Raw genomic sequence first — 26,054 nt, forward strand, 5'->3', positions numbered from 1 at the left:
GGGGGCCGGTTGGCAGACCCAGGCGGGCCAGGCTGTGTCTAGGCGGCAACAAACAGCGCCGGATCCACCATCGCCCGGTTCAGCATCACCGACCAATGCAGATGCGGCCCGGTCACGCGCCCGGTGGCGCCCACGGCGGCGAGCTGCTCTCCGGTCTTCAGTACGTCGCCCACCTTCGTGTCGATGCGGCTCAGGTGGCAATACATCGTGAGCAGGCCACCGCCATGGTCGAGCCACACCGTGCCGCCGTTGAAGAAGTAGTCGCCGGTGTCGATCACGCGCCCCGGCAGCGGCGCCAGCACGGGCGTGCCGGTGCCGGCGGCGATGTCCATGCCGCTGTGCGGATTGCGCGACTGGCCGTTGAACACGCGGCGCAGGCCGAACGAACTGGAGCGGCGGCCCGGCACGGGGACGCGCATCCGCAGCGCGGCATCGGGCCGCAGGTCGGTGAAGGTGGCCATCACGGTCGCCAGGTGCGCGCGTTCGCGCTCGTAGCGCGCCTCGTCTTCGGGCGACAGATCGACGGTGCGCGGCGGCACCGTCAGGCGCTGCTCGCGGTATTGCTTGGGACTCACGGTGTAGGCGATCTGCTTTTCGTTGCCGCCCTCGGTGCGCACGGCGATGCTCGCCTCGCCCGGCACGGCCGCGAGCGGAATGCCCACGAGCGCAGTCCATTCGATGGCATCGCCCACCACCAGCAGCGGCAGGTCGCCGGAGAAGGCCTGCGGGCGCCTGGCCGCCGGACCGAGCGACAGGCGGGCCACGCCGCCCGGCACCTGGGATGCATGCGGCCAGACATCGGGCTGCTTCTTCTTGGCCGTGGAAGCCGCAGCGGCGCGCGCCGAGGCCAATGCCATGAAGCCGAAGGTGCCGAGCAGGGCACAGCGGCGGTCGAGGCCGGACGGGGCGGATTCGGGAAGCGGGGGATGCATGACGTTGAACTCAAGGCTTGCGAAGCGAACAAACAAGGGCACAGCGAACACAGGGGAACCGGAAATGAACACCCGAGCACTGGCCCGATGGGTCTTGATGGTAAGCGCAGGCGCCGTGGCTGCCGGGTGCAACAGCACCGCGATCCGCGTAGGCGGCGCGCCCGAGGCGAGCGTCAGGAACTGCGTGGCCGCGGCCTCGCGCGAATTTCGCGTGCCGGCGTCGAGCGTGGTTGCGGACAAGGGGTCGACGCCACGCGACGGCGTCTACGCGGTCAACCTGAAGATCGGCCCGCAGGGACGACCGGCGCTGTGCACGACGGATGAAAACAGCGCGGTGCTGGGCGTGGTCTACAAGCGGCCGGAATAGGCAATGAAAAGCCGGCGCCATCGCGGCCGCCGGCTTTGTACGGGCAGAGGGCGGTTTTACTTGCCCCAGCTGTCCCGCATGCCTGCAGCGCGATTGAACACGCGCTTGCCATCGGCCCCAGCCTTCGCATCGAGCACAAAGTACCCGTGCCGCTCGAACTGGAACGCCGCACCGTCCTGCGCCTTGGCCAGCGACGGCTCGACGAATGCAGAGCAAACCTCCAGGCTCGCCTTGTTGAGTTCGTCGAGCAGCTCGCCGCTGCCCGGATTCGCCGCCGCAAACAGCCGCTCGTACAGCCGCACCTCGGCCTGCACCGCATCGGCCGCGGCCACCCAGGTGATGTTGCCCTTCACCTTGATGGCGTCCGCGCCCGGCGTGCCGCTCTTGGTGTCGGGCACCAGCGTGGCTTGCACTTCGACGAGCTTGCCGCTCGCGTCCTTGGTGCCGCCGGTGCATTCGATGACGTGGCCGTACTTGAGGCGCACCTTGTTGCCCGGGAACAGGCGGAAGAAGCCCTTGGGCTGCACTTCCTCGTAGTCGGTGCGCTCGATCCAGACCTCGCGGCCGAGCTTGAATTCGCGCTTGCCCATCTCGGGGTGGTGCGGGTGCACGGGGGCGGAGCAGTCGTCGAGCACCTCGTCGCCGCCCATCAGCTCGCCCCAATTCGTGATCACCAGCTTGACCGGGTCGAGCACGGCCATGGCGCGCGGCGCGATGGGGTCGAGGGTGTCGCGCAGCGCGGCTTCCAGGCTCGCGTAGTCGATCCAGCCACCGGACTTGGTGGTGCCGCTGCGTTCGCAGAACAGGCGTAGCGCCTCGGGCGTATAGCCGCGGCGGCGCAGGCCGGCCAGGGTGGGCATGCGCGGGTCGTCCCAGCCGTCGACGTACTTTTCCTCGACCAGCTGGCGCAGCTTGCGCTTGCTGGTGAGCACGTGGGTGACGTTGAGGCGGGCGAATTCGTACTGGCGCGGATGCGGGCTGGCGATGAGGCCGCCTTCGGCCAGGCGGTCGAGCAGCCAGTCGTAGAAGGGGCGCTGGTCTTCGAATTCGAGCGTGCAGATGGAATGGGTGATCTGCTCGAGCGCGTCCTCGATGGGATGCGCAAAGGTGTACATCGGATAGATGCACCACTTGTCGCCGGTGTTGTGGTGGGTGGCCCGGCGGATGCGGTAGAGCGCGGGGTCGCGCATGTTGATGTTGGGGCTCGCCATGTCGATCTTCGCGCGCAGGATGGCGGCGCCGTCGGGCAACTGGCCGTCGCGCATGGCGCGGAAGCGGGCGAGGTTTTCTTCCACGCTGCGGCTGCGGAACGGGCTGTCGGTGCCGGGCGTGTTGAAGTCGCCGCGGTTGGCGCGGATTTCCTCGGCGCTTTGTTCGTCCACATAGGCCAGGCCGGCGCCGATCAGGTATTCGGCCGCCCGGTACATGAAGTCGAAGTAGTCGCTCGCGAAGTATTCGTGCGGCTGCAGGGTGCCCGGGGCGCTCGGGCGGTCGGCCAGGCAGGTTTCGTAGCCGAGCCATTGGACGGCGTCGCGGATGGAGTCGACGTATTCCTGCTCTTCCTTCTCGGGGTTGGTGTCGTCGAAGCGCAGGTGGCAGACGCCGCCGTATTCCCTGGCCAGCTCGAAATTGAGCCAGATGCTCTTGGCGTGGCCGATGTGCAGGTAGCCGTTGGGCTCGGGCGGAAAGCGCATGCGCACCTTGGCCGGGTCGGCCATGCCCTGGGCGTGATGGGCAGCGTCGCCGGGCGAGCCACCCCATTTGCGGCCAGAATAGGCCCCCTGCGCAAGGTCGTTTTCGATCACGTGGCGCAGGAAATTGCTCGGTGCAGCGGCTGTTTTTGCGCTGTCTTTGTCGGTCGGGGAGGTCATTGCGGCATTCTAGAACGCACCCCCTGCCGGTTACCTTTGGCTACGTTCTTCACATTGCGGCGGGCAACCGCTTTGCATTTGGCGCGTTCAATACGTACATGGGCGGGAAACGCCCCAACAAGGAGTCCAAGATCATGAGCCTCACACGTTCAACCTTCTTCAAATGGGCCGCCGCGGGTGTCGTGGCAGCCGGTGCATTGTTTGCGGCCACCTCGGCCAGTGCCCGTGGCGACGTGAGCTGGTCGATCGGCGTGGGTCTGCCCGGAGTTGCCGTGGGCGTGGGCGCTCCGGCGTACTACCCGGCCCCGGTCTATGCGGCCCCTGCGCCGGTGTACTACGCACCGCCGCCTCCGGTGTACTACCGTCCACCGCCGCCGGTTTACTACCGTCCGGCTCCGGTGTACTACGCGCCGCCGGCGTATTACGCACCGCGCTACTACGGTCCGCGTGGCTACTACCGCGGCCATCACTACGGCCACCGCCACTGGCGTTGAGCGCCGCGGGTCGGGATCCCGCATCTGAAAAAGCCGGTTCGCGAGGGCCGGCTTTTTTTCATGGGCGGGCCATTTGCTCGATTTCACATCGCGCGAAAGAGATGGCCGTAAAGCCGGCTGACGGGAATCTTTTCAGTCCGGCCGCGCAAGTCGAGGTGCAGCTTGCCGGCCTCGTCGCGGTGCACGGCCTCGATGGCCGAACTGCGCACCACCACGGCGCGATGCACCTGCCAGAAAATCTCGGGGTCGAGCTGGGCCAGCAGCTGCTTGAGCGGCGTGCGGATCAGGTATTCGTGCGCGGCGGTCAGCACACGGATGTATTTGTCGGCCGCCTCGAAGTACAGCACCTCGCCGATCGGAACCATGCGCACGATGCTGCCGCCGGCTTCGCTGGCGGCAATCATCTTCAGCGGGGCGGTGGAGGTGGCGGGCGGCGCCGACGCGCCGTTGCCTGCTGCGGCGGCAAGCACCTGGCGCCACTGCGCAAGCGTGCGCTCCAGCGCCTCGTCGGCGGTGGCAGGAGCTGGCTTGGCCTGCTGCTGCGCTGCCAGCGCCTGCTGAAGCCGCAGCACGGTCTTGCGCAAACGCTCGGGCTGCACGGGCTTGAGCACGTAGTCGATGGCCTGCGTTTCGAACGCGCGGGCGGCGTATTCGTCGTAGGCGGTCACGAAGACGAGTTGCGGCATGGGCGCCTCGTCGACGGGCCAGCGGTCGGCCAGTTCGGCGGCAGCGCCCAAGCCGTCGAGGCCCGGCATGCGGATGTCGAAGAACAGCACCTGCGGCAGCAGGCGCAGTGCCTCCCGAACGGCACTGCGGCCGTCGCCCGCGGTGGCGAGCACCGTCAGTTCGGGCCATGCGGCGGCGAGTTCGGCCTTGAGGGCCTGTGCGAGCAGCGGTTCGTCTTCAGCGATGAGGGCGGTGGGATTCATGCTTGCGGCGGCAGGGGAAAACTGAGTGTGGCAAGGGTTCCGCCCGAAGGCCGGGCGGCCAGGCTCATCCGGCCCTGCTCGCCATGCACGGTGGCAAGCCGCTCGCGCACCTGCTCTAGCCCGAAGCCGCTGCCTTCGGAAGTCTGCGCCGCATCGAGGCCGACGCCGGTATCGCTCACTTCGATGATCAACCGGCCGTCGAACTGCCGTGCGCGCACCGTGATCACGCCGCCTTCGACCTTGGGCTCGAGCCCGTGGCGGATGCTGTTTTCGACCAGCGGCTGCAGCAGCAGCGGCGGCACCGGCGTGTCGCGCAATTCATCCGGCAGGTCGAGCGTGTAGCGCAGGCGTTCGCCCATGCGCACCGACATCAGTTCGAGATAGTCGGCCAGCCGTTCGAACTCGGCCGACAGCGGATGCGCCAGGGCGCGCGAGCCGCTGAGCGTCATGCGCAGGTAGTTGTTGAGGCGGTCGAGCATGGCCACGGCGCGCGGCGGGTCGGCCGTGATCAGCGCGCGCAGGTTGGCCAGCGTGTTGAACAGCATGTGCGGTTCGAGCTGGGTCTCGAGCAGCTTGAGCCGCGCCTCGGTGGCGTTGCGCTGAGCCAGGTCGATCTGGCGCCGCATGTGCCTGCTCCTGCCCAGGCTGTAGAAGAAGAAGCACATGCAGACGGTGGCCGTCACCGTGATGATGATCGTGGTCGCGAGCTTGCGTTCCGTGAAGCTGGCGAAGTCGAGCAGGGGCTGGTGGGTCCACGCGTCGCCGATGGCATTGCCCCCGAGGAAGCCCACCGTCACGCCGCCCGCCACCAGCAGATAGCCCCAGGGGCCGGACGGCCAGAGGATCTCCCGGTGGCCGCTGATCAGCAGCCGGCCCACGTCGATGAAGAGCCAGCTGATCAGCCCGATCGACAGCGAATACACCATCTGCGCGCCCCATTCCCCGTGCTGCGTGATGGCCAGCGCCGCGGCGATGAAGCAGCAGAACACGACGGTGATCAGGCCATGCCGGAGCATGCCCCGGACGTTCTCCGCGCGGAAACGGGGAAGCGCTTCAATGCTCATTGGTGCACCCTTGGCGCTGCGCGCCGTCCCGCCAAGCGGGAGCGAGCGGGCTTGGGGCGGCCCTGCGCTCCGCTCATCCGCGCTCCCCGGAGCGCAGCGCGCGCCGTTCGCGCTCCACCAGCCGGTCGTAGAAGCTGCCGCCGGGCGCGACGAACCAGATCACGGCGCCGTGGATCAAGAGGCCCAGCCCCCAGCCCATGAGTGGATAGACGGCCCAGTTGTGGCCGCGCGATGCGGAGAGCGCCACCAGCCCAAGGTTGACCAGCACATAGACGAAGGCATGGATGTACCAGCCCATCTTGGCGCCGGCGCGGCGGCGGGCGAGCTTTTCGACGTCTGAGACGGAGGTGTTGGCTTGTGTGGAGTTCATGACGGTGTCCGGATGGATGAATGATTGGAGGCGGTCGATGAAGCGGCCGGTGATCTTAGGCCGCGCGGGCGTCTGCGGCCATGGCGCCGGTGCTGATGGCCAGCCGCCACAGCCGCACGGCGCGCGCCGCGAAGATGCCGCTGAAGGCGCCGTAGAGCATGGGAACCGCGACTGCGAAGCCGGCCTGCTGGCGCAGCTCGGGGTGCATGGCCAGGGATGCGCCCACCACGTACTTGGTGAAGAAGATGCCCATCATCAGCAGCAGCGGCACCGCGCTGCCGGCCACGTGGAACTCGCGTGCCGCGCGGTCGTAGCGTGTGCTGGCGGGCAGCGGGTTCTGGAGCACCAGCAGCACCAGTGCGGCAGCCGTCGCGGCCCAGCCGAGCAGGGCGCCCGGCGAATCGCCGAAGGCCGAGATCACGCCGGCCAGCGAAAGGCCGGTCATGGCGATCGGCATCACCGTGACCTTGGCGAGGCTGACGCTGCCGGACAGCAGCTGCCTGCAGCCCAGCCACAGGAGCAGCACGAAAACGGCGAAGACCCATTTCGGGGTGTGAAGAATGATCTGCAGCAGCATGGTGTTTCTCCAATGAAAAGACGATTCGATGGGCCGGACTGTGCCGGCGCCCCCGCGCCGCCGCCATGGCCCTGCGACGAAATGCGAATCGGCGGCGCCAGGCGCGGCGAGCCGGCGCGAAATGCAGCCCTTGTCCGCAGCTTTACCGGCGCTTTACGGTTCATAAGACAGGCGCGCTACGATCCGGCGCTCCACTAGCGGCTGTACTTGCGCATTGCCACACCCCATGGAATCTCCGAACTCCGAGTCTTCTTCCGGCGATTCGCCTGCTGTCCAACCGGCAACCCCACCTTCTTCGTCTCCGCCTGCGCGGCCGCCTTCGCGCCGCAGGCTCTGGCTCGGCAGCCTGATCGCGCTGGTTCTGCTGCTGGTGCTGGGGGGCGGCGCCTGGTATCTCATCAACCGCAAGGGCAGCTCCGCCGGCGGGCCGGGCTTCGGCGGCGCCACTGTCACGGTGGGCCATGCGGCGGCGCGCGAGATCGAATTGCCGGTGACCATCGATGCGCTTGGCACGGTCACGCCGCTTGCGACCATCACGCTCAAGGCGCAGGTCGGCGGCGTGCTGACCGAAGTGCTGTTCACCGAAGGGCAGACCGTGGCAAAGAACCAGCTGCTCGCGCGGATCGACCCGCGGCCTTACGAGCAGGCGCTGATGCAGGCCCGCGGCACGCGCCAGCGCGACGAGGCGCAGCTCGAGGCCGCTCGCGTCACGCTGGCGCGCTACCGCACGCTGCTGGGGCAGGACTCCATCGCCCGGCAGGACGTCGACACCCAGGCCGCGCTGGTCCGCCAACTCGAAGGCACGGTCACCACCGACCTGGCCGCCGAGGCCGCCGCCAGGCTGAACCTCGACTACACCCGCATCACTTCGCCGGTGGCCGGCCGCATCGGCCTGCGCGCGGTGGATGCGGGCAACACCGTGACGGCCAACGCGACCACGGGCATCGCGGTCATCACGCAGATGAACCCGATCGACGTGCAGTTCTCGGTGCCGCAAGACCGCGTGCCCGACATCCAGGCGCAACTGGCCAAGGGCGAGCCGCTGCCTGTCACTGCCTTCGACCGCACCCGCGCCGCGACGCTCGACACGGGCACTTTCTCCACGCTCGACAACGTGGTCGACACCACCACCGGCACGGTCAAGGCCAAGGCGCGCTTCGGCAATGCGCAGACCACGCTGTTCCCGAGCCAGTTCGTCAACGTGCAGATGCTGCTGCGCAAGGTGCGCGCGGTGGTGGTGCCGGTGACGGCGGTGCGCACCGGCCCCAATGGCGACTACGTCTATGTGATCAACGAGGACCGCACGGTGTCGATGCGCGCGGTGAAGCGCGGCGAGGCCAATGTCGAGGTGGTGGCCATCACTTCGGGCCTGAAGGCCGGCGAGAACGTGGTGACCGAGGGCGGCGACCGCATCAAGGACGGCGCGGTCGTGCAGCTGCAGGGCGACCGGCCCGCGGCAGGCCCGCGCGCCGGGGCTTCGGGTCCGCGAGGACAGCGCGGCGAAGGCGGTGGAGAGCGGCGGCGCCAGCGTCCGCCGCAATGACGAGCAGCCGCCACAACCCACGGAACAAGCGAGCGCGTCCGCGATGAGCCCCTCCCGCCCCTTCATCGAACGGCCGGTGGCCACGGCGCTGCTGATGGTTGCCATCGTGCTGGCCGGCCTCGTGGGCCTGCGGCTCTTGCCGCTGGCCGCGCTGCCGCAGGTCGACTACCCGACCATCCAGGTGCAGACCCTCTACCCCGGCGCCAGCCCCGAGGTCATGAGCCGCACCGTCACGGCCCCGCTGGAGCGCCAGTTCGGCCAGATGGCGGGGCTCAACCGCATGAGCTCGGTGAGCTCGGCGGGCGTGTCGATCGTCACGCTGCAATTCGCGCTCGACCAGACCCTGGATGTGGCCGAGCAGCAGGTGCAGGCCGCCATCAACGCCGGCGGCTCGCTGCTGCCGGCCGACCTGCCGGCGCCGCCCGTGTACGCCAAGGTGAACCCGGCCGACGCGCCCATCCTCACGCTGGCCGTGAGCTCCGAGACCATGCCGCTCACCGAGGTGCAGAACCTCGTGAACACCCGGCTGGCGCAGAAGATCAGCCAGGTCGGCGGCGTGGGGCTGGTGTCGCTTTCGGGCGGGCAGCGGCCGGCCGTGCGCATCCAGGCCGACACCAACGCGCTCGCGTCGGTGGGCATCGGGCTGGACACGCTGCGCAGCGCCATCACCGCGGCCAACGCCAACAGCGCCAAGGGCAGCTTCGACGGGCCGCGGCGGGCCTACACCATCAACGCCAACGACCAGCTCGTGACGGCGGACGACTACAAGAACCTGATCGTCGCGTGGAAGAACGGCGCGCCGGTGCGCATGACCGACGTGGCGCGCGTGGTCGACGGCGCCGAGAACACGCAGCTGGGCGCCTGGGCCGCATTGCGTGTGGGCGAGCGGGAACCCGTGCTGTACCCGGCCATCATCCTGAACGTGCAGCGACAGCCCGGCGCCAACGTGATCGGCACGGTCGATGCCATCAAGAAGCAGCTGCCCGAGCTGCAGGCCTCGCTGCCGGGTTCGCTCAAGGTGGAAGTGCTGAGCGACCGCACCACCGGCATCCGCGCGTCGGTCTCGCACGTGCAGCTGGAGCTCGGTCTGGCCGTGGTGATGGTGGTGCTGGTGATCTTCTTCTTCCTGCACAGCGTGCGCGCCACGGTCATTGCCAGCCTGGCGGTGCCGATCTCGCTCGTGGGCGCCTGCGGGCTGATGTACCTGCTGGGCTACAGCCTGAACAACCTGAGCCTGATGGCGCTGACCATTGCCACCGGCTTCGTGGTGGACGACGCGATCGTGATGATCGAGAACATCGCGCGTTACCTGGAAGAGGGCGACCCACCGTTCAAGGCGGCGCTGAAGGGGGCCACGCAGATCGGCTTCACCATCATCTCGCTCACGGTGTCGCTGATCGCGGTGCTGATTCCGCTCCTGTTCATGGGCGACGTGGTGGGGCGGCTGTTCCGCGAGTTCGCGGTCACGCTGGCCATCACCATCCTGATCTCCGCCGTGGTGTCGCTCACGCTGGTGCCGATGATGTCGGCGCGCTGGCTCAAGCCGCAGGCCGAGGAGGGCGGGCGCTTCGGAGCCAGCGTGCAGCGCTTCTTCGAGCGCGTGATCGCGCGCTACGACGTGTGGCTGCAATGGGTGCTGCGCCACCAGCCGCTGACGCTCGTGGTGGCGGTGGCCACGCTGGCGCTCACGGTGCTGCTCTACGTGGTGATTCCCAAGGGCCTCTTCCCGACGCAGGACACCGGGCAGCTGCAGGCGCGCATCGAGGCCGCGCAGGACGTGTCGTACACGCGCATGGCCGAGCTGCAGCAGCAGGCCGCCAACGCGATCCTGGCCGATCCCGAGGTGGCCAGCGTGAGCTCGGTGGTGGGCGTGGACGCCGCCAACAACACGGCGCTGAACACCGGCAGCATGCTCATCAACATGCGCCCTGACCGCGGCAACCAGGAAGCCACGATGCAGCGCCTGCGCGAGCGCGTGCGCGCCGTGGCCGGCGTGACGCTGTACCTGCAGCCCACGCAGGACCTGACCATCGACGCCGAGACGGGCCCGACCGAATTCCGCGTCTCGCTCGAAGGGGTGGACACCAACACCGTCGATGCCTGGGCGCAGAAGCTGGTGGAGCGCCTTCGCACCGAGCCGCTGGTGCGCAATCCCACCACCAACGCCGGCGCGAAGGGCCTGGCCGCCTATGTGGACATCGACCGCAACACGGCCTCGCGCCTCTCGGTCACGGCCAGCTCGGTGGACGACACGCTCTACAGCGCATTCGGCCAGCGCATCGTCTCGACCATCTTCACCGAGACCAACCAGTACCGCGTGATCCTGGAAGCGCAGCGCGAGGCATTGGCTTCGCCGCAACTGCTGGGCAACCTGCAGCTGCGCACCGGCAGCGGCGGCGCCACCACGCTGTCGTCGATTGCCACGGTGCGCGAGCAGGCCGCGCCGCTGCAGGTGACGCACGTGGCGCAGTACCCGGCGGCCACGGTGGGCTTCGACACGGCCGACAACGTGGCGCTCGGAAAGTCGGTGGCGGCCATTCGCGCGGCGGCCAAGGAAATCGGCATGCCCGCGAGCATGACCATGAGCTTCCTGGGTGCGGCGGGCGCCTACGAGAAATCGCTTGCGAACCAGCTGTGGCTCATCCTGGCGGCGGTGGTGTGCGTGTACATCGTGCTGGGCGTGCTGTATGAGAGCTACATTCATCCGCTGACGATTCTCTCGACGCTGCCCTCGGCCGGCGTGGGTGCGCTGCTGGCCTTGATGGTCACGGGCAACGACCTGGGCGTGATCGGCATCATCGGGATCATCCTGCTGATCGGGATCGTCAAGAAGAACGCGATCATGATGATCGACTTTGCCATCGACGCCGAGCGGCGCGAGGGCAAGTCGCCGCAGGAAGCCATCCACCAGGCGGCACTGCTGCGCTTTCGGCCCATCCTGATGACCACGCTGGCGGCGCTTTTTGCGGCGCTGCCGCTGATGTTCGGCTGGGGCGAGGGCGCCGAGCTGCGCCGGCCGCTGGGCCTGGCCATCTTCGGCGGGCTGGTGGTGAGCCAGGTGCTCACGCTCTTCACCACGCCGGTGGTCTACCTGGCCTTCGACCGCATGGGCCGCCGGTTCGGGCGCAAGCGGGAGACCGCAGCCGCATGAACCTGTCCAGGCCCTTCGTCGAGCGCCCGATCGCGACGGTCCTGCTGACCATTGGCATTGCGCTGGCCGGGATCGCGGCGTTCTTCGTGCTGCCTGTGTCGCCGCTGCCGCAGGTCGACTTTCCCACCATCTCGGTGACCGCCAGCCTCTCGGGTGCGAGTCCGAGCACCATGGCGTCGAGCGTGGCCACGCCGCTGGAGCGCCGGCTCGGCGTGATCGCCGGCGTCAATGAACTCACCTCGACCAGCTCCAACGGCTCCACGCGCATCAGCCTGCAGTTCGACCTCAAGCGCAACATCGACAGCGCCGCGCGCGAGGTGCAGGCGGCCATCAACGCGGCGCGGGCCGACCTGCCGGCGACCCTGCGCAGCAACCCGACCTACCGCAAGCGCAACCCGACCGCCGCGCCCATCGCGATCCTGGCGCTCACTTCCAGGACGCGCACGCCGGGCCAGATCTACGAGGCGGTGTCCAACATCGTGAGCCAGAAGCTCTCGCAGGTGGAGGGCGTGGGCGAGGTCGAGATCGGCGGCGGCTCGCTGCCGGCCGTGCGGGTGGAGCTCGAGCCTTTTTCGCTCAACCGCTTCGGCATCAGCAGCGAGGACGTGCGCGCCGCCATCCAGGCCAACAACGCCAACCGGCCCAAGGGCGCCATCGAGAACGACGAGCGCCGGCTGCAGATCTACACGCCGTCGCCGGGCCGCCATGCCGTGGAATACCGCGACATGGTGATCGCCTGGCGCAACGGTGCGGCCGTGCGGCTGGGCGACGTGGCGCGGGTGATCGACAGCGTGGAGAACACGCGCACGCTGGGCCTGTTCAACGGCCAGCCCGCGGTGATCGTGCTGGTCACGCAGGAGCCGGGCGCCAACATCATCGACACCGTGGACGGCGTGCGCGAGCTGCTGCCCGAACTGCGCGCGCAATTGCCGCAGGACATCGAGGTGCAGGTGGCCTCCGACCGCACCAACTCCATCCGCGCGTCGCTGCGCGAGATCGAGGCCACGCTCATGATCTCCATCGCGCTGGTGGTGCTGGTGGTCGGCCTGTTCCTGCGCCGCGCGCGCGCCACCATCATTCCCGCGGTGGCCACGGTGGTGTCGCTGCTCGGCACCTTCGGCGCGATGTACCTGTTCGGCTACAGCCTGAACAACCTGAGCCTGATGGCGCTCACGGTGGCCACGGGCTTCGTGGTGGACGACGCCATCGTGGTGCTGGAGAACACCAGCCGCCACATCGAGGCCGGCATGGGCCGCATCGAGGCGGCCCTGCGCGGCGCGCGCGAGGTGGGCTTCACCGTGCTGTCGATCAGCCTGTCGCTGGTGGCGGTGTTCATTCCGCTGCTGTTCATGGACGGGCAGATCGGCCGGCTGTTCCGCGAATTCGCGGTCACGCTGTCGGTGGCGGTGCTGATCTCGCTGGTCATCTCGCTCACCACCACGCCCATGCTGTGCGCCATGCTGCTGCGGGCCGAGGAGCCCGGTGACAAGCCGCCGGGACGGCTGGCGCGCACGGCGGAGGGCGTGTACCAGTGGAGCCTGCGCACCTATGCCCACAGCCTGGACTGGGCGCTCGCGAGCAAGGCCGTGGTCATGGTGGTGCTGCTGGCGGTGGTGGGCCTCAACGTGTACCTGTTCTCCGCCATTCCCAAGGGCTACTTCCCGGAGCAGGACAACGGCCAGCTCAACGCCGGCCTGCGCGCGGACCAGAGCATTTCGTCGGTGGCGCTGAGCGAGAAGCTGCGCCAGGCGGTCGACATCATCCACAAGGACCCGGCGGTCGATACCGTGGTGGGCTTTGCGGGCGGCAGCCGCTCGGGCGGCGGCTTCATGTTCGTCAACCTGAAGCCGCTGTCGCAGCGCACCGAGAAGACCGCCGCCGTCATCAACCGGCTGCGCCCGCAGCTCAACCAGCTCACCGGCCTGCGCGTGTTCCTGAGCCCGGTGCAGGACCTGCGCATGGGCGGGCGCTCGAGCAATTCCACCTACCAGTACACGCTCAAGGGCGACAACCTGGCCGACCTGCGCACCTGGACCGCCAGGCTGGCCGACCGGCTGCGCCAGGAAACCGCGCTCACCGACGTCGACAGCGACCAGGCCGACAACGGCGTGGAGACCTACGTCGACGTCGACCGCGACAGCGCCGCGCGCCTTGGCGTGACCTCGAGCGCGGTCGACAACGCGCTCTACAACGCCTACGGCCAGCGCTCGGTCGCCACCATCTACGACGAGCTCAACCAGTATTCCGTAATCATGGAATGGGCCCCGCGCTACCAGCGCGCGCCTGTGGTGCTGAAGGACCTGTATGTGCCTTCGACGCTCACCACCAGCACCACCGCGAGCGGCGCCACCACGGTGAGCTCGCTGGCCAACACCACCGACGCGAGCACCGGCACCTCGACCACCACCTCGGCCAACCCGGGTCTGCGCTCCGCTTCCACCGGCCAGGCGCTGGCGGCCAACACCACGCTGATGGTGCCGCTCTCGGCCATTGCCAAGGTCAGCGAGCGCGCGGTGCCGAGCTCCATCGATCACCAGGACACGGAGCTCGCAAGCACCGTCTCGTTCAACCTGGGCGAAGGCGTGACGCTGCAGGACGCGCGCCGCATCGTCGCGCAGGCCGAGGCCGACATTGCGATGCCGGTCAACGTGCGCGGCAGCTTCCAGGGCACGGCGCTCGCGGCGCAGCAGTCGCAGGGGCAGCAGCTGGCGCTCATCCTGGCGGCGATCGTGGTGATCTACATCGTGCTTGGCGTGCTCTACGAAAGCCTGATCCACCCGATCACGGTGCTGACCACGCTGCCTTCGGCGGGCGTGGGCGCGGTGCTGGCGCTGCTGCTGTTCCGCATGGATTTTTCGATCATTGCGCTGATCGGGCTCTTCCTGTTGATCGGCATCGTGAAGAAGAACGCGATTTTGATCATCGACTTTGCGCTCGAGGCCGAGCGCGCGCGCGGCATCTCGGCCGTGGAAGCGGTGCGCGAGGCCTGCCTGCTGCGCTTCCGGCCGATCCTCATGACCACGCTGGCCGCTGCGCTGGGTGCGCTGCCGCTGGCCATCGGCTTCGGCCAGGGCGCCGAGCTGCGCCAGCCGCTCGGCGTGGCGATCATCGGCGGCCTGATCGCGAGCCAGCTGCTCACGCTGCTGACGACGCCGGTGGTCTACGTGCTGCTCGACAAGCTGCGCCGGCGTTCGGGCAACGAGCGGCAACTGAGCCGCGCCGCGAGTTTGCCGACGTGAACAGAAGAATGAACGAAGCTGCCATGACACACCGACAACGCATCCTTTCGCATCTGCCCGGCAGGCTGTCCGCCCTGGTGTTGGCGGCCCTGCTGGCCGGTTGCGCCGTGGGTCCCGCCTACCAGGTGCCCAGCGCCGCCCTGCCCGCCGGCTGGAAGGAGCAGAAGACCGCCGAAGGCTGGCTGCCCGCCGCGCCGGCCGATGCGCTCGACCGCGGCGAATGGTGGAAGCTTTTCGGCGACGCCACGCTCGACGAGCTGGCCGCCCGCGTGCAGGTGTCGAACCAGAACATCGCCGCGGCCGTGGCCAACTACGCGCAGGCCCAGGCGCTGGTGCGGGGCGAGCGCGCCGCGCTGTTTCCCACGGTATCGCTCGACGGCAGCGGCCGGCGCAGCGGCAACATCGGCGGCACCAGCAATGCGGCCAATGCGTTTTCAGCGACGCTTGGCGTCGACTGGGCGCCCGACGTGTGGGGGCGCCTGCGGCAGGCGGTGAGCAGCGCGCAGGCCAATGCGCAGGCCAGCGAGGCGGACCTGGCGTCGGCGCGCCTGTCGGCCGTCGGCGATCTGGCCACCAACTACTTTTCGCTGCGCGAGGCCGATGCCGAGATCGCGCTGCTCGACCAGACCATCGAGGGCTACCAGCGCGCCTTCGAGATCACGAGCAACCGCTACAGGGCCGGCATTGCGGCCCAGACCGACGTGCTTCAGGCGCAGACCCAGCTCGTGAACGCACAGGCCGAACGCGTGGGCCTGCAGCGCACTCGGGCCACGCTGGAGCATGCCATTGCGATGCTGGTGGGCGTGGCGCCGGCCGACTTCAGCCTGCCCGCGGCGCAGTGGACGCCCACGGTGCCGGGCATTCCAACGGGCGTGCCTTCCACGCTGCTGCAGCGCCGCCCGGACATCGCGGCGGCCGAGCGGGCGGTGGCCGCAGCCAACGCACAGATCGGCATTGCGCGTTCGGCGTACTTCCCCAACTTCGGGCTCAGTGCCTCGGTGGGCAGCAGCGCGAGCCGGGTGAAAGACCTGTTCAACGCATCCAATACGCTGTGGGCGCTCGGCCTGTCGGTGGCGCAGGTGGTGTTCGACGCGGGCGCCATCGGCGCGACCGTCGACTCTGCCAAGGCGGCCCACGAAGCCAGCGTGGCGCGCTATCGCCAGACCGTGCTCACCGCCTTCCAGGCCGTGGAAGACCAGCTCACAGCCGGCGCCGCGCTGGCGCAGCAGGAGGGCCTGCGGCGCGAGGCCTCGGCTGCGGCCGACAAGACCGAGCAGCAACTGCTCAACCGCTATCGCGCGGCCCAGGTGAGCTACACCGAGGTCGTCACGGCACAGGCCGCCGCCCTCGGCGCGCGGCGCACGCTGGTGCAGCTGCAGGTGAATCGCCAGACCGCCGCGGTGGCGCTGATCCAGGCCCTGGGCGGCGGCTGGCACGCCGGCTGGGCGGGCGAGACCTTGTCGTCCGCGCCTTCGGCGGCGCAGGCTGCCCCTTCTCCGCAGAGCGGAGTGAAGTAGCTGCCGGGGGGAGGGCGGCTGCCCGTCCCCCTCAACCCCGCTGCGCCAGGCGTGCGGGGCCGCTCCTCACGATGCGGTCGCCTGTGTGCTCAGTGGGCGTGGCGATCCATCCTTCCGCCCAGGTAGTCCTTGTCGGTGACCAGCACCCACAGCGCGAGCACCAGGATGGCCGCAGCCACGAGCACTGCGTTGACCATCGCGTTCTCGACCGTGGCAAAGCCGAGCACCCAGGGTGACACGGCCAGCCAGATGGCGAGCGCGCCTTCGGTCCACTCTTCCCATGCACGCGGCACCAGGGTCGCCCCCAGCGCCACGGCGCCCAGCAGGACACCCGTCGCCACTGCGCACCACATCGCGGCTGTGACGCCCTGGAAGCCCAGGACCCAAGGCGAGATGATCAGCCACGCGCCCAGGGCGACGTTGACCGGATCTTGCCAATGCTTCACTTGCTTCATGCTCATTACCTCCTGTCGCGACACAAAACCGCGACAGCGGTTGGACCGCGCCGATCCAGCGGGGTTCCGCGATGCGGCACTGCAGCATGAGATCAGGCCCGATCCCTTCTGCGCCTAGCCTCCGCGCGCCACCGGCGCCACCAGATAGGCGCCCGACTCGAACAGCTGCGCCTCGGCCTGGTCGATGCGCCGGATCACCGGCTTGCCCGCGCGGCTCGCGAGCAGCTCGACCAGTGCTTCGGTCACGGCCACGCCGGCCGCCACCGAGGGAAAGAACGAGGGGCTGTTGATCGTGAAGAGCAGCGTTTCGTCCGCCAGCAGCGACAGCGGCGAGGCCACGCTGTCGGTGATGGCCACGATGCGGCAGCCGGCCGCCCGGGCCGCCTCGGCCACCTGCAGCGCCTCGCGCGAGTAGGGAATGAAGCTGGCCACCACCAGCGCGTCGCCCTTGGCGAAGGCGCGCTGCTGCATTTCGAGCGAGCCGCCCTGGCCGTCGACCAGGTGCACGCTGGCGCGGAAGAGCCGGTAGACGTAGACGAACGAGAACGCGATCGGAAAGCAGGCCCTGAAACCCGCCGCATGCACCGCTGGCGCCTTCTCGATCAGTGCGCAGGCCTTTTGCAGCGCCTGCTCGCTCTGCTGGTGCGTGGCCTCCAGGTTGCGGCGCTGCACCTCGAACATCTCGGCCGTGAGGCTGCGGTCCTGCGCGCGGCCGATCAGCTGCTTGGCACGCCCGCCGTAGCTTTCGCTGGCCAGGCCCATGTCGCCGGCAAAGGCTTCCTTCAGCTGCGGCCAGCCCGCATAGCCCAGGTGCTGCGCAAAGCGCACCAGCGTGGCGGGCGTGCTCTGCGCGCGCGTGCCCACGTTGCGCATCGACGCGGTCACCACCTCGTTGGGATGGTCGAGCACATAGCGCGCCACCTGCTGCAGCGCGGGGCTCAGTTCGTTGAAACGCTGGCGGATCTGGTCTCTGGCGCCCATGGCGGGGTCTCTCTTCTGGCGGTCGTTGGAACGAATGTACCGGACATGGAACGCTGGAACAGTTGACGGAACAAATGTTCCAAACAATAATCCACTGGAAACGTTAGTTCCAAACCCGCATCCGCCATTCACCGCCGTCCGACCGCCATGACGCACGTCTTCCACCGCCACCTTCGCCACACCCCGCCGGTTGCCGCCGGCTCCAGGGGCATGTTCATCCGCGACGCCGAAGGGCGCGAATACCTCGATGCCTCGGGCGGCGCGGCCGTGTCTTCGCTCGGCCACGCGCACCCCGAGGTGCTGGCCGCCATGCATGCGCAGCTCGACCGGCTGGCGTATGCGCACACCAGCTTCTTCACCAGCGAAGTGGCCGAGCAGCTGGCCGACGAGCTGGTTGCTTCCGCGCCCAAGGGCATGAGCCATGTGTACCTGGTGAGCGGCGGTTCCGAGGCGGTGGAGGCGGCGCTCAAAATGGCGCGGCAGTATTTCGTCGAGACCGGCCAGCCGCAGCGCACGCACTTCATCGCGCGCCGCCAGAGCTACCACGGCAACACGCTGGGCGCGCTGGCCGTGGGCGGCAACGCATGGCGGCGCGAGCCCTTCGCGCCCATCCTGGTGCCGGCCACCCATGTGGCGCCGTGCTATCCGTACCGCGAGCAGCGCGGCGATGAAAGCGCCGAGCAGTACGGCCTGCGTCTGGCGGCAGAGCTCGAGGCGGCCATCGTCGCGCAGGGGGCCGACCGTGTGATCGCCTTCGTGGCCGAAACGGTGGGCGGCGCCACGGCCGGCGTGCTCACGCCCGTGCCGGGCTACTTCAAGGCGGTGCGCGCGGTGTGCGACAAGTACGGCGTGCTGCTGATCCTCGACGAGGTGATGTGCGGCATGGGCCGCACGGGTTCGCTGCACGCTTGCGAGCAGGAGGGCGTGGTGCCCGACCTGGTCACCGTTGCCAAGGGCCTGGGCGGCGGCTACCAGCCGATCGGCGCGGTGCTGGCGCAGCGCAGGATCGTCGAGGCCATGTCGAAGGGCAGCGGCTTCTTCCAGCATGGCCACACCTACCTCGGCCATCCGATGGCCTGCGCGGCGGCGCTCGCGGTGCAGCAGGTGATCCGGCGCGACGGCCTGGTCGCCAAGGTGCGCGAAGACGGCGCGGCCTTTGGCGCCATGCTGGCCGAGGCGCTCGGCGGCCACGCCCATGTCGGCGACATCCGCGGCCGCGGCTTCTTCTGGGGCATCGAACTGGTGGCCGATCGGGCGAGCAAGGCGCCGTTCGATCCGGCGCTGAAGCTCCACGCGCTCATCAAGAAAGACGCGATGTCGCGCGGCCTGCTGTGCTACCCCTTCGGCGGCACGGTCGACGGCCGGCAGGGCGACCACGTGCTGCTCGCGCCGCCCTTCATTGCCACGCGGCAGGAACTGCAGGAAATCGCTGCCCGCCTCGCTGCCTCGATCGATACGGTGACACGCGCCGCCGCGCGCTGACCGCTTCGTTGCCAGTTTTCTTTCGCCTGTTTTTTTCTTCAACCGCCGTTCCGAGGAGCGCTTCCATGCCCAAGCTTCGTCTGCCGATTCCCTTCGCTGCTGCCGCTCTCGCGGCGGCCTTCGCCGCCCTGTTGCCGCACGTGGCTGCGCAGGCCCAGGAGAACGACACGCTCGCCAAGATCAAGGCGAGCGGCGCCATCACCTTCGGCTACCGCGAGTCGTCGTTCGGCTTCTCCTACCTCGACGGCAACCTGAAGCCGGTGGGCTACAGCATCGAGATCTGCAACCGGATCGTCGAGGCGGTGAAGACCGAACTCAAGCTGCCGGCCGTCGAGGTCAAGTACCAGGCCGTGACCTCGGCCAACCGCATTCCGCTGGTGCAGAACGGCACCGTGGACATCGAGTGCGGCTCCACCACCAACCTGGTCGAGCGCCAGAAGCAGGTGGCGTTCTCGCCCGACATCTTCCGCTACAACGTGCGCATGCTGGTGAAGGCCGATTCGGGCATCCGGAGCATTGCCGACCTGCAGGGCAAGACGGTGGTCACTACCACGGGCACCACCTCGTTCCGCCTGCTGCGCGAGGCCGACAAGGGCCGCAACCTCGAGGTGAACAACCTGGGCGGCAAGGACCACAGCGATTCCTTCCTGCTGGTGGAAAGCGGCCGTGCGCAGGCTTTCGTGCTCGACGACATCCTGCTGGCCGGCCAGATCGCGAATGCGCGCAGTCCGAAGGACTTCATCATCACCGGCGAGAGCCTGCGCACCGAGAACCAGTCGCTCATGCTTCGCAAGGACGATCCGGCCTTCAAGGCGCTGGTGGACCGCGTGGTGTCGGGCATGATGAAGTCGGGCGAGATGGAAAAGCTCTACAACAAGTGGTTCATGTCGCCGATTCCGCCCAAGGGCATCAACATCAACTATCCGCTCAACGCCGAGACGAAGGAGGCCTTTGCCAACCCGTCGTCCAAGGGCATCTGACCATCATCGTTCCCGCATGACCCGCATCGCACTGATCCACGCGCTCTCGCACTCGGTCGCGCCCATCAACGCCGCCTTCGAGCGCGACTGGCCCGAGGCCGTGCGCATGAACCTGCTGGACGACAGCCTCTCGGCCGACCTGGCGCGCGGCGGCAAAGGGCTCGACGCCGCCATGCACGAGCGCTTTCGGCGGCTCGCGCAGTACGCGGTCGACACCGGTGCCCAGGGCATCCTCTTCACCTGCTCGGCCTTCGGGCCGTGCATCGAGGCCGTGGCGCGGCGGCATGCGGGCATTCCGGTGCTCAAGCCCAACGAGGCGATGGTGGCCGAGGCCGCGCAAGGGCAGCAGGGCCGCCTCGGGCTCATCGCCACCTTTGCGGCCACGCTGGCGTCGATGCCGCCCGAGTTTCCCCCCGGCATCGCACTCGAAGCCGCTCTGGCCGAAGGCGCACTCGACGCGCTGAACGCCGGCGATACGCAGCGGCACGACGCTTTGATTGCCGCCCAGGCGGTGGCGCTGCGCGAGCGCGGTTGCACGCGCATTGCGCTCGCGCAGTTCAGCATGGCGCGCGCACGAGCCGCCTGCGAAGCGGCCAGCGGCCTGCCGGTTCTCACCACCGTCGACAGCGCGGTGCGGGCCCTGCGGCTGCGCACGGACCGGGCTGCGCGATAAAGCCCGCGAATGCCAGGGGCCAGCTGAACCTGGCCTGACTCGATGCCTCGCCATAATTGGCGCTCTTTAAAGGAGTAAGCGTGGACATCGTTTTGCTGGTGAAGGCCGCCGTCATGGGCATCGTCGAGGGGCTGACAGAGTTTCTGCCGATCTCGTCGACCGGGCATCTGATTCTTGCGGGCTCGTTGCTCGGCTTCGACGACGCCAAGGCCAAGGTGTTCGACATTGCCATCCAGACCGGAGCGATCTTCGCGGTGATCCTGGTGTATTGGCAGAAGATCCACTCCACCGTGGTGGCGCTGCCGAGGCAGCCCAAGGCGAGGCGCCTGGCCATCAACGTGGTGCTCGGCTTCCTTCCCGCCGTGGTGCTGGGGCTGATATTCGGCAAGGTGATCAAGGAGCATCTCTTCACCCCCGTGGTGGTGGCCAGCACCTTCATCATCGGCGGCTTCATCATCCTGTGGGCCGAGAAGCGGCCGCCGGGTTCGATTCGCATCGAGCATGTCGACGACATGACGATGTGGGACGCCCTCAAGGTCGGCCTGGTGCAGTGCTTCGCGATGATTCCGGGCACCAGCCGCAGCGGCTCGACCATCATCGGCGGCATGCTGCTCGGCCTGTCGCGCCAGGCGGCCACGGACTTTTCGTTCTTCCTGGCCATTCCGACGCTGATCGGCGCCGGCGCCTACAGCCTCTACAAGGAACGCGCGCTGCTGTCGGTGGCCGACATTCCGCTGTTCTCGGTGGGGCTGGTGTTCTCCTTCATCAGCGCCTGGCTCTGCGTGCGCTGGCTGCTGAAGTACATCAGCACGCACGACTTCATTCCCTTTGCCTGGTACCGCATCGCCTTCGGCATCGTGGTGCTGGCGACCGCGTGGACGGGTGCGGTGGTCTGGGCCGAGTAAGCGGAAAGTCCGCGCCGCAGCGCCGGCGCTCGGCAGCAGGACGAACAGCAGCAGGCTCGCCGCGATCAGCGCAGCAAGCCGTGCCGCCGCCCCTGGAACACCGTCTCGGTGCGCGAGTTGACGGCCAGCTTGCGGTAGATGTTCTTGGTGTGGCATTCCACTGTCAGCTTGGAGGTCGACAGCGACAGCCGCGTGCGCGCCTCGGTGCAGGCGTCGCTGGGGCTGCGGGTCAGGTGGTGAGGCCGGTGTGGCCGAGCAGGGCGCTCGCCGCACCCGCTTCGCGCCGCACCGCGAGCGCCACCGGGCCGTCGATCGCGGGATCGAAGCCGCCCGTGGCCCCGAGTGCGGTCAGCACCGCGCACACGCGCCCCGCATAGTCGTACACCGGCGCCGCCACGGCGCTGATGCCGCGCAGGTAGGTGTCGCGCACGCTCGCGCAGCGCGCCTGCTGCACCTCGCGCCGCAGCCGGCCGATCGGGTCGGTGGAATCGAGCGTGGCGCGCATGTCCGGCGTGGCCTCGGCGAGTTCCTGCTCGGCCAGCGCGAGCACCCGCGACTCGTCGAGCAGGCCGAGGAAGGCGCGGCCGGTGGCCGACCACAGCATCGACATCACCGAGCCGGCGCGCACGTTCACCGTGACCGGCAGGCCGGGTTCTTCGAAGCGCACGATGGTCGGCCCCTTGTTGCCCATCACCGCGACGAAGCAGGTCACTTCCAGCGATTCGCGCAGCCGGATCAGACAGGGCTCGGCCGCGCGGATCGGGTCGGCCTGGCGCATGGCGGCCAGGCCGATCTGGATGGCTTCCGTGCCCAGGTAGTAGTGCTGCGAGACGGCGTCCTGCAGCACCAGCCCTTCCTCCATCAGGCTGGCAAGGTAGCGGTGCACCTTGGCCGGGCTTTCTCCCACGTGCGCCGCGAGCGCGGTGAGGCTGCTGCGGCCGCCCAGATGGGCAAGGCCCTTGAGCACCGCCATGCCGGTTTCGGCCGACTGGACGCGCTGGCGCCGTTCGCGCGCCGCGGCGGCGGCAGGGGCGGGGGAGGCTTCCGGTGCTTTGGTCATGTGGGCGGGATGTTAAGTGCAGGGCGCTCGGCTGCCAGGGTTAGACCTGAGGGAATGATTACGCAATGCGTATGATACTTACGCAATACGGAACAAAAAACCGGGACAGACCCCATGAAGAAGCATTTCCTTCGCTGCATCGCAGCGCTTTCCCTCGTCGTCGCCGCTGCAAGCGCCGGCGCGCAGACCTATCCCGCCAAGCCCATCCGCTGGATCGTTCCCTATGCGGCAGGCGGCGGCTCCGACTTTCTCGCGCGCACGGTCGCGCAGACGCTCTCGACGCAGGTGGGCCAGCCGGTGCTGGTCGACAACAAGCCCGGTGGCAACACCGCGCTGGCCGCGGCCGAGACGGCACGCGCGCCGGCCGACGGCTACACGGTGCTGTCGGCCGACAACGGCACGCTGGTGTTCAACCCGGCGCTCTACAAGTCGCTGAGCTACAACCCGACCAAGGACCTCACGCCCGTCACGCTGATGGGCAAGTTCCCGATGATCCTCGTGGTCGGTGCCAATTCCGGTATCGCCTCGGCCAGGGATTTCATCGCCAAGGCCAAGGCGAAGCCGGGCGACCTGAGCTACGCCTCGGCGGGCGCGGGCAGCCCGCATCACCTCGCGATGGAACTGCTCAAGGTGGAGGCGGGGCTCTTCATGGTGCACGTGCCGTACCGCGGCGCGGCACCCGCGCTCGCCGACGTGGTCGGCGGCCAGCTGCCCGCGATGATGGTCGATCTGGCCGCGGGCGCGGGCTTCATCAAGGGCGGCAAGGTGCGCGCGCTGGCCGTGGCCAACCCGACCCGTCTGCCGCAGCTGCCCGACGTGCCCACCTTTGCCGAGCTCGGCTACAAGAACGTCGAGGCCGCCGCGCTGGTCGGCGTGGTGGTGCCCTCGGCCACGCCGGCCGAGGCGGTGAACACGCTCAACCGCCAGCTGGTGGCGGCGATCAATGAGCCCTCGGTGCGCACGCGCATGATCGACTTCGGCGTGGAGCCCGTGGCCAACACGCCCGCGCAGTACGCCGCGCTGCTCAAGAGCGAGACCGTGCGCTGGCACAAGCTGATCCGCGATCTGAAGATCACGCTGGATTGACCCCGCCGTTCCTGGAGCACGCCATGTCCGATACCGCCACGCCCGCCCGCACCACCGGCTGCCCCGTCGCGCACGGGCCGCTGTCGTCCGAGCGCACGCCCACCGGCTGCCCGGTGAGCCAGCGCGCGGCCGAGTTCGATCCCTTCGAGGACGGCTACCAGCAGGACCCGCCCGAGTACGTGCGCTGGGCGCGCGAGAAGGAACCGATCTTCTACAGCCCGAAGCTCGGCTACTGGGTGGTCACGCGCTACGACGACATCAAGGCGGTGTTCCGCGACAACATCACCTTCAGCCCCTCCAACGCACTCGAGAAGATCACGCCCACCGGCGACGAGGCCAACGCGGTGCTCGCCTCGTACGGCTTCGCGCTGAACCGCACGCTGGTCAACGAGGACGAGCCCGCCCACATGCCGCGCCGCCGCGTGCTGATGGACCCGTTCACGCCCGAGGCGCTCAAGCACCACGAGCCGATGGTGCGCGAGCTGGCGCGCAGCTATGTCGACCGCTTCATCGACGACGGCCGGGCGGACCTGGTCGACCAGATGCTGTGGGAAATTCCGCTGACCGTGGCGCTGCACTTCCTCGGCGTGCCCGAGGAAGACATGGACACGCTTCGCAAGTACTCTATCGCGCACACCGTCAACACCTGGGGCCGGCCCAAGCCCGAGGAACAGGTGGCCGTGGCGCATGCGGTCGGCAATTTCTGGCAGTACGCCGGCAAGGTGCTCGAGAAGATGCGCCAGGACCCCGACGCACCCGGCTGGATGCAGTACGGCATCCGCAAGCAGAAGCTGCACCCCGAGGTGGTGACCGATTCGTACCTGCACTCGATGATGATGGCCGGCATCGTGGCCGCGCACGAGACCACCGCCAACGCCACCGCCAATGCGGTGAAGCTGCTGCTGCAGCATCCGCAGGTGTGGCAGGAACTGTGCGAAGACCCGGGCCTCATTCCCAACGCGGTGGAAGAGTGCCTGCGGCACAACGGCTCGGTGGCCGCCTGGCGGCGCCTCGTCACCAGGGACACGCAGGTGGGCGGCGTCGACCTGCCGGCCGGCTCGCGGCTCTTGATCGTCACCTCGTCGGCCAACCATGACGAAGCGCATTTTTCCGATGCCGACTTGTTCGACATCCGCCGCGACAACGCCAGCGACCACCTGACCTTCGGTTATGGCTCGCACCAGTGCATGGGCAAGAACCTCGCGCGCATGGAGATGCAGATATTCCTGGAGGAGTTCACGCGGCGGCTGCCCCACATGCGGCTCTCGCCGCAGCGCTTCAGCTATGTGCCGAACACCTCGTTCCGCGGGCCCGAGCACCTGTGGGTCGAGTGGGACCCTGCGGCCAATCCGGAACGCAAGAACCCTGCGCTGCGCGAGGTGCAGGTGCCGGTGCGCATCGGCGAGCCCTCGCGGCACGCGATCGCGCGGCCCGTGGTGGTGGAGCGCGTGACGCCGGTGGCCGAGGGCATCGTGAAGCTGCGCCTGGTGTCGCCCGATGGCAAGCCGCTGCCGCGCTGGACCGCGGGTTCGCACATCGACGTGGAATGCGGCTCGCCCGGGCTGTCCCGCCAGTATTCGCTGTGCGGCGACCCCGACGAAGCCGGCGTGCTCGAGATCGCGGTGCTGCACGAGCCCGAAGGCCGCGGCGGCTCGGCCTGGGTGCACAGGCAGGTGAAGGCCGGCGACCGGCTGCGCATCCGCGGGCCGCGCAACCACTTCCGGCTCGACGAGTCGCTTGCGAAGGCGATCTTCATCGCGGGCGGCATCGGCATCACGCCCGTGAGCGCGATGGCGCGCCGCGCGAAGGCGATCGGCATGGACTACGAGCTGCACTACAGCGGCCAAAACCGCGCGCGCATGGCCTTTCTGGACGAGCTCGCGGCGCTGCACGGCGAGCGGCTGCAGGTCCATGCGAGCGACGAAGGGCGGCGCTGCGACCTGCACGCGCTGCTTGCCGAGCCGGTGGCCGGTGCGCAGGTCTATGCCTGCGGCCCGCTGCGCATGCTCCAGGCGCTCGAAGACTGCTGCGCCGCCTGGCCCGAGGGTGCCTTGCGCGTCGAGCATTTCGAATCGACGCTCGCCACGCTCGATCCGGCGAAGGAGCAGGCCTTCGAGGTGGAGCTGAAGGATTCGGGCCTCGTCGTCACCGTGCCGCCCGACCAGACCTTGCTGTCGGCGCTGCGCGCAGCCAACGTCGACGTGCAGAGCGATTGCGAGGAGGGCCTGTGCGGCTCGTGCGAAGTGCGGGTGTTGTCCGGCAAGGTCGATCACCGCGACGTGGTGCTGACGCGCCCGGAACGCGAGGCCCACAACAAGATGATGGCCTGCTGTTCGCGCGCTTGCGAAGGCCGGCTGGTGCTCGAGCTCTAGGGTGGG

The 26,054-nt window shown here is 68.7% G+C and carries 21 protein-coding genes and 1 pseudogene; 12 read left to right on the top strand and 10 right to left on the bottom strand.

Annotation, left to right across the window (positions count from 1 at the left end):
• Positions 1–38 precede the first annotated feature (38 nt).
• Complete coding sequence (locus tag EJO66_RS21715) at positions 39–932, bottom strand: M23 family metallopeptidase (protein ID WP_240648659.1); 894 nt, start codon at positions 930–932, stop codon at positions 39–41.
• A gap of 64 nt (positions 933–996) precedes the next feature.
• Here EJO66_RS21715 and EJO66_RS21720 point away from each other — a divergent pair, with 64 nt between their 5' ends.
• Positions 997–1,299: a hypothetical protein gene (locus EJO66_RS21720; protein ID WP_223262147.1), complete on the top strand. Its 303-nt coding sequence runs from the start codon at positions 997–999 to the stop codon at positions 1,297–1,299.
• Positions 1,300–1,355: 56 nt separating this feature from the next.
• Here the strand turns inward: EJO66_RS21720 and EJO66_RS21725 are convergent, their stop codons facing one another.
• Positions 1,356–3,170, bottom strand: a complete 1,815-nt coding sequence (locus EJO66_RS21725; protein ID WP_125966058.1) for a glutamine--tRNA ligase/YqeY domain fusion protein — start codon at positions 3,168–3,170, stop codon at positions 1,356–1,358.
• Between the two features lie 134 nt (positions 3,171–3,304).
• Here EJO66_RS21725 and EJO66_RS21730 point away from each other — a divergent pair, with 134 nt between their 5' ends.
• On the top strand, positions 3,305–3,664 hold the full coding sequence (locus EJO66_RS21730; RefSeq protein ID WP_125966059.1) for a hypothetical protein: 360 nt from the start codon (positions 3,305–3,307) through the stop codon (positions 3,662–3,664).
• Positions 3,665–3,747: 83 nt separating this feature from the next.
• Here EJO66_RS21730 and EJO66_RS21735 read toward each other — a convergent pair whose 3' ends face one another.
• The 4 genes from EJO66_RS21735 to EJO66_RS21750 form a co-directional block, all read right to left on the bottom strand.
• Positions 3,748–4,593, bottom strand: coding sequence for a LytR/AlgR family response regulator transcription factor (locus EJO66_RS21735; protein ID WP_125966060.1), 846 nt, complete (start codon positions 4,591–4,593; stop codon positions 3,748–3,750).
• The gene (locus tag EJO66_RS21740) at positions 4,590–5,657 is read right to left on the bottom strand and encodes a sensor histidine kinase (RefSeq protein WP_125966061.1); all 1,068 of its coding nucleotides are present in this window, start codon (positions 5,655–5,657) and stop codon (positions 4,590–4,592) included. The genes EJO66_RS21735 and EJO66_RS21740 overlap by 4 nt, the downstream gene beginning before the upstream one ends.
• A 73-nt stretch (positions 5,658–5,730) precedes the next feature.
• Positions 5,731–6,027, bottom strand: a complete 297-nt coding sequence (locus EJO66_RS21745; protein ID WP_125966062.1) for a 2TM domain-containing protein — start codon at positions 6,025–6,027, stop codon at positions 5,731–5,733.
• A gap of 55 nt (positions 6,028–6,082) precedes the next feature.
• Positions 6,083–6,604, bottom strand: a complete 522-nt coding sequence (locus EJO66_RS21750) for a DUF6622 family protein (RefSeq protein ID WP_125966063.1) — start codon at positions 6,602–6,604, stop codon at positions 6,083–6,085.
• Positions 6,605–6,830: 226 nt separating this feature from the next.
• On the opposite strand from EJO66_RS21750, the gene EJO66_RS21755 reads away from it, so the two are divergent.
• The 4 genes from EJO66_RS21755 to EJO66_RS21770 are packed head-to-tail and all read left to right on the top strand — an operon-like array spanning position 6,831 to position 16,054.
• Positions 6,831–8,147 (top strand): efflux RND transporter periplasmic adaptor subunit, encoded by a 1,317-nt coding sequence (locus EJO66_RS21755; protein WP_125966064.1) that lies wholly within the window; start codon positions 6,831–6,833, stop codon positions 8,145–8,147.
• Positions 8,148–8,190: 43 nt separating this feature from the next.
• Positions 8,191–11,298 (top strand): efflux RND transporter permease subunit, encoded by a 3,108-nt coding sequence (locus EJO66_RS21760; RefSeq protein ID WP_125966065.1) that lies wholly within the window; start codon positions 8,191–8,193, stop codon positions 11,296–11,298.
• Positions 11,295–14,537, top strand: a complete 3,243-nt coding sequence (locus EJO66_RS21765; protein ID WP_125966066.1) for an efflux RND transporter permease subunit — start codon at positions 11,295–11,297, stop codon at positions 14,535–14,537. The genes EJO66_RS21760 and EJO66_RS21765 overlap by 4 nt, the downstream gene beginning before the upstream one ends.
• Positions 14,538–14,545: 8 nt before the next feature.
• Complete coding sequence (locus EJO66_RS21770) at positions 14,546–16,054, top strand: efflux transporter outer membrane subunit (protein ID WP_125966067.1); 1,509 nt, start codon at positions 14,546–14,548, stop codon at positions 16,052–16,054.
• Positions 16,055–16,143: 89 nt separating this feature from the next.
• Here the strand turns inward: EJO66_RS21770 and EJO66_RS21775 are convergent, their stop codons facing one another.
• Both EJO66_RS21775 and EJO66_RS21780 read right to left on the bottom strand, forming a co-directional pair.
• Positions 16,144–16,509 (bottom strand): SPW repeat protein, encoded by a 366-nt coding sequence (locus EJO66_RS21775; protein ID WP_124955777.1) that lies wholly within the window; start codon positions 16,507–16,509, stop codon positions 16,144–16,146.
• Positions 16,510–16,623: 114 nt separating this feature from the next.
• Positions 16,624–17,490 carry a MurR/RpiR family transcriptional regulator gene (locus tag EJO66_RS21780; protein WP_125966068.1) on the bottom strand — a complete coding sequence of 289 codons (867 nt, stop codon included), beginning with the start codon at positions 17,488–17,490 and terminating at the stop codon, positions 16,624–16,626.
• 147 nt (positions 17,491–17,637) lie between these two features.
• On the opposite strand from EJO66_RS21780, the gene EJO66_RS21785 reads away from it, so the two are divergent.
• The 4 genes from EJO66_RS21785 (at position 17,638) to EJO66_RS21800 (ending at position 21,530) form a co-directional block, all read left to right on the top strand.
• On the top strand, positions 17,638–18,972 hold the full coding sequence (locus EJO66_RS21785; RefSeq protein ID WP_125966069.1) for an aspartate aminotransferase family protein: 1,335 nt from the start codon (positions 17,638–17,640) through the stop codon (positions 18,970–18,972).
• Between the two features lie 65 nt (positions 18,973–19,037).
• On the top strand, positions 19,038–19,952 hold the full coding sequence (locus tag EJO66_RS21790; protein ID WP_125966070.1) for a transporter substrate-binding domain-containing protein: 915 nt from the start codon (positions 19,038–19,040) through the stop codon (positions 19,950–19,952).
• Between the two features lie 16 nt (positions 19,953–19,968).
• Positions 19,969–20,625, top strand: coding sequence for an aspartate/glutamate racemase family protein (locus EJO66_RS21795; protein ID WP_125966071.1), 657 nt, complete (start codon positions 19,969–19,971; stop codon positions 20,623–20,625).
• A gap of 80 nt (positions 20,626–20,705) precedes the next feature.
• Positions 20,706–21,530, top strand: a complete 825-nt coding sequence (locus tag EJO66_RS21800) for an undecaprenyl-diphosphate phosphatase (protein ID WP_124955767.1) — start codon at positions 20,706–20,708, stop codon at positions 21,528–21,530.
• Positions 21,531–21,595: 65 nt separating this feature from the next.
• Here EJO66_RS21800 and EJO66_RS21805 read toward each other — a convergent pair.
• Both EJO66_RS21805 and EJO66_RS21810 read right to left on the bottom strand, forming a co-directional pair.
• A pseudogene (locus EJO66_RS21805) lies at positions 21,596–21,715 on the bottom strand (LuxR C-terminal-related transcriptional regulator); the annotation flags it as partial.
• 44 nt (positions 21,716–21,759) lie between these two features.
• Positions 21,760–22,590 carry an IclR family transcriptional regulator gene (locus tag EJO66_RS21810; protein ID WP_124955766.1) on the bottom strand — a complete coding sequence of 277 codons (831 nt, stop codon included), beginning with the start codon at positions 22,588–22,590 and terminating at the stop codon, positions 21,760–21,762.
• A 114-nt stretch (positions 22,591–22,704) separates the two neighbouring features.
• On the opposite strand from EJO66_RS21810, the gene EJO66_RS21815 reads away from it, so the two are divergent.
• Together EJO66_RS21815 and EJO66_RS21820 are read left to right on the top strand one after the other, a co-directional pair.
• The gene (locus EJO66_RS21815; RefSeq protein ID WP_124955764.1) at positions 22,705–23,676 is read left to right on the top strand and encodes a Bug family tripartite tricarboxylate transporter substrate binding protein; all 972 of its coding nucleotides are present in this window, start codon (positions 22,705–22,707) and stop codon (positions 23,674–23,676) included.
• Positions 23,677–23,699: 23 nt separating this feature from the next.
• The gene (locus EJO66_RS21820; RefSeq protein WP_125966072.1) at positions 23,700–26,048 is read left to right on the top strand and encodes a cytochrome P450/oxidoreductase; all 2,349 of its coding nucleotides are present in this window, start codon (positions 23,700–23,702) and stop codon (positions 26,046–26,048) included.
• Positions 26,049–26,054 lie beyond the last annotated feature (6 nt).

Origin of the sequence: Variovorax beijingensis (assembly GCF_003951285.1) — a bacterium.
Classification (GTDB): domain Bacteria; phylum Pseudomonadota; class Gammaproteobacteria; order Burkholderiales; family Burkholderiaceae_C; genus Variovorax; species Variovorax beijingensis.

What these genes read in the sequence shown, in the direction of transcription:
- EJO66_RS21790 (WP_125966070.1), top strand. Translation starts at nt 19,038, where the DNA reads ATGCCCAAGCTTCGTCTGCCGATTCCCTTCGCTGCTGCCGCTCTCGCG.
- EJO66_RS21745 (WP_125966062.1), bottom strand. Translation starts at nt 6,027, where the DNA reads ATGAACTCCACACAAGCCAACACCTCCGTCTCAGACGTCGAAAAGCTC.
- EJO66_RS21740 (WP_125966061.1), bottom strand. Translation starts at nt 5,657, where the DNA reads ATGAGCATTGAAGCGCTTCCCCGTTTCCGCGCGGAGAACGTCCGGGGC.
- EJO66_RS21735 (WP_125966060.1), bottom strand. Translation starts at nt 4,593, where the DNA reads ATGAATCCCACCGCCCTCATCGCTGAAGACGAACCGCTGCTCGCACAG.
- EJO66_RS21810 (WP_124955766.1), bottom strand. Translation starts at nt 22,590, where the DNA reads ATGACCAAAGCACCGGAAGCCTCCCCCGCCCCTGCCGCCGCCGCGGCG.
- EJO66_RS21750 (WP_125966063.1), bottom strand. Translation starts at nt 6,604, where the DNA reads ATGCTGCTGCAGATCATTCTTCACACCCCGAAATGGGTCTTCGCCGTT.
- EJO66_RS21820 (WP_125966072.1), top strand. Translation starts at nt 23,700, where the DNA reads ATGTCCGATACCGCCACGCCCGCCCGCACCACCGGCTGCCCCGTCGCG.
- EJO66_RS21725 (WP_125966058.1), bottom strand. Translation starts at nt 3,170, where the DNA reads ATGACCTCCCCGACCGACAAAGACAGCGCAAAAACAGCCGCTGCACCG.
- EJO66_RS21755 (WP_125966064.1), top strand. Translation starts at nt 6,831, where the DNA reads ATGGAATCTCCGAACTCCGAGTCTTCTTCCGGCGATTCGCCTGCTGTC.
- EJO66_RS21795 (WP_125966071.1), top strand. Translation starts at nt 19,969, where the DNA reads ATGACCCGCATCGCACTGATCCACGCGCTCTCGCACTCGGTCGCGCCC.
- EJO66_RS21775 (WP_124955777.1), bottom strand. Translation starts at nt 16,509, where the DNA reads ATGAAGCAAGTGAAGCATTGGCAAGATCCGGTCAACGTCGCCCTGGGC.
- EJO66_RS21785 (WP_125966069.1), top strand. Translation starts at nt 17,638, where the DNA reads ATGACGCACGTCTTCCACCGCCACCTTCGCCACACCCCGCCGGTTGCC.
- EJO66_RS21760 (WP_125966065.1), top strand. Translation starts at nt 8,191, where the DNA reads ATGAGCCCCTCCCGCCCCTTCATCGAACGGCCGGTGGCCACGGCGCTG.
- EJO66_RS21770 (WP_125966067.1), top strand. Translation starts at nt 14,546, where the DNA reads ATGAACGAAGCTGCCATGACACACCGACAACGCATCCTTTCGCATCTG.
- EJO66_RS21780 (WP_125966068.1), bottom strand. Translation starts at nt 17,490, where the DNA reads ATGGGCGCCAGAGACCAGATCCGCCAGCGTTTCAACGAACTGAGCCCC.
- EJO66_RS21730 (WP_125966059.1), top strand. Translation starts at nt 3,305, where the DNA reads ATGAGCCTCACACGTTCAACCTTCTTCAAATGGGCCGCCGCGGGTGTC.
- EJO66_RS21715 (WP_240648659.1), bottom strand. Translation starts at nt 932, where the DNA reads ATGCATCCCCCGCTTCCCGAATCCGCCCCGTCCGGCCTCGACCGCCGC.
- EJO66_RS21720 (WP_223262147.1), top strand. Translation starts at nt 997, where the DNA reads ATGAACACCCGAGCACTGGCCCGATGGGTCTTGATGGTAAGCGCAGGC.
- EJO66_RS21815 (WP_124955764.1), top strand. Translation starts at nt 22,705, where the DNA reads ATGAAGAAGCATTTCCTTCGCTGCATCGCAGCGCTTTCCCTCGTCGTC.
- EJO66_RS21765 (WP_125966066.1), top strand. Translation starts at nt 11,295, where the DNA reads ATGAACCTGTCCAGGCCCTTCGTCGAGCGCCCGATCGCGACGGTCCTG.